Here is a 1,060-nt window from a genome sequence, read left to right as displayed (position 1 = left end):
CAGGCGGCTTGGTGCGCCTTGAGCACGGCATCGCGCCGTTCTGGCGACTCCATTGCAAAGAGAATCCCAACGTCCTTGGGCGCCGACACCGTGACGTCGTAGCCGACCCGGTGGCCGCCGACCACCACGACCTCGGGCTTGCCTTGGGCGTCCAGGACGGGATCCCCGTTCTTGTCCACCTTTGGCCGCACCTTGCCTTTCTGGCCTGCGTTCTGGCAAAGCGCCCTCCCTGTCTGGGGGTCGAATCCTTCGGCCAGCTTGCTCATGCTCTCCCGTGTTACCGCCGTGGACAAGAGATTGAGGTGCGCGGCTATCTTGCCGCCCCAGGCCATGGTGCCCTGCGCGTTCCCGTCTTTGTCGAGGTAATACTCGGTGAGCATCAGATACTCGACCACCGCCGCGCCGGACTTGCTGTCCGTGCCTTGAGCGGTCAATGCGGTGACGTTGAACATGGAGTTCTCCAGGAATGGGTATCCCTTCAGATCTACCAAAACCCAGCGACTCCACAACCCCACTACTTGCGGAAGATGGCTTCCAGTTCGTCGTCTGAAACGGCGCGGAGCTTCGGCGGCGTGGCACCACGTTTTCGCAGCTCCGCGGCGGCCTGGTCGGCGGTCATCTTCAAGACCCGCTGGACCTCTGCAGCGCTCTGCGCGTCGCTCGGTGGCATGGGCTTTTGCTCCACCGGGCGCGCCCCCTGTTGGGTCCACGCGGCGCGTTCCTGGCCGTCGCGCGCGTGCGGGTAGCTGACGCCCGGCCAGTCCAGCAAGAGTGGGTCCCGGCTTGTCTGCACAATGGCCCGGATGCCCCAACTCTCGGAGCCATAGGCGCTGCCATTGCGTGGGCCCAAGTCGTCAGTGAGCCGCCCCGGCGGAACAACGGCTTTCGACTCCTCGTGGACGGTCGCCTTGTCATCATGCGTGCGCCACGCCACGGTGCGCTTGCCCAGGTTCCGGGAGACTTTTTCCCGGGTCTCGCCGATTTGGAGATGGCAAATAATGTGTGTGCCGACCAACCCTGAAAAGGCTTGCGCGGTCTTGTCCCCATAGACCCTCTCGAC

Annotated in this window: 2 protein-coding genes; both read right to left on the bottom strand. The window is 64.2% G+C overall.

The window, feature by feature from the left end:
• Positions 1–452, bottom strand: a 452-nt coding sequence (locus ABZX22_RS45315) for a relaxase domain-containing protein (RefSeq protein ID WP_354923596.1), incomplete at its 3' end; no start/stop codon positions are given.
• Positions 453–514: 62 nt separating this feature from the next.
• The coding region (locus ABZX22_RS45310; RefSeq protein WP_354923593.1) for a TraM recognition domain-containing protein at positions 515–1,060 on the bottom strand (546 nt) is incomplete at its 5' end.

It is taken from the genome of Nonomuraea sp. NPDC003804 (assembly GCF_040610675.1).
Taxonomy (GTDB): Bacteria; Actinomycetota; Actinomycetes; order Streptosporangiales; family Streptosporangiaceae; genus Nonomuraea.
This window is presented reverse-complemented; position numbering and strand designations above follow the sequence as displayed.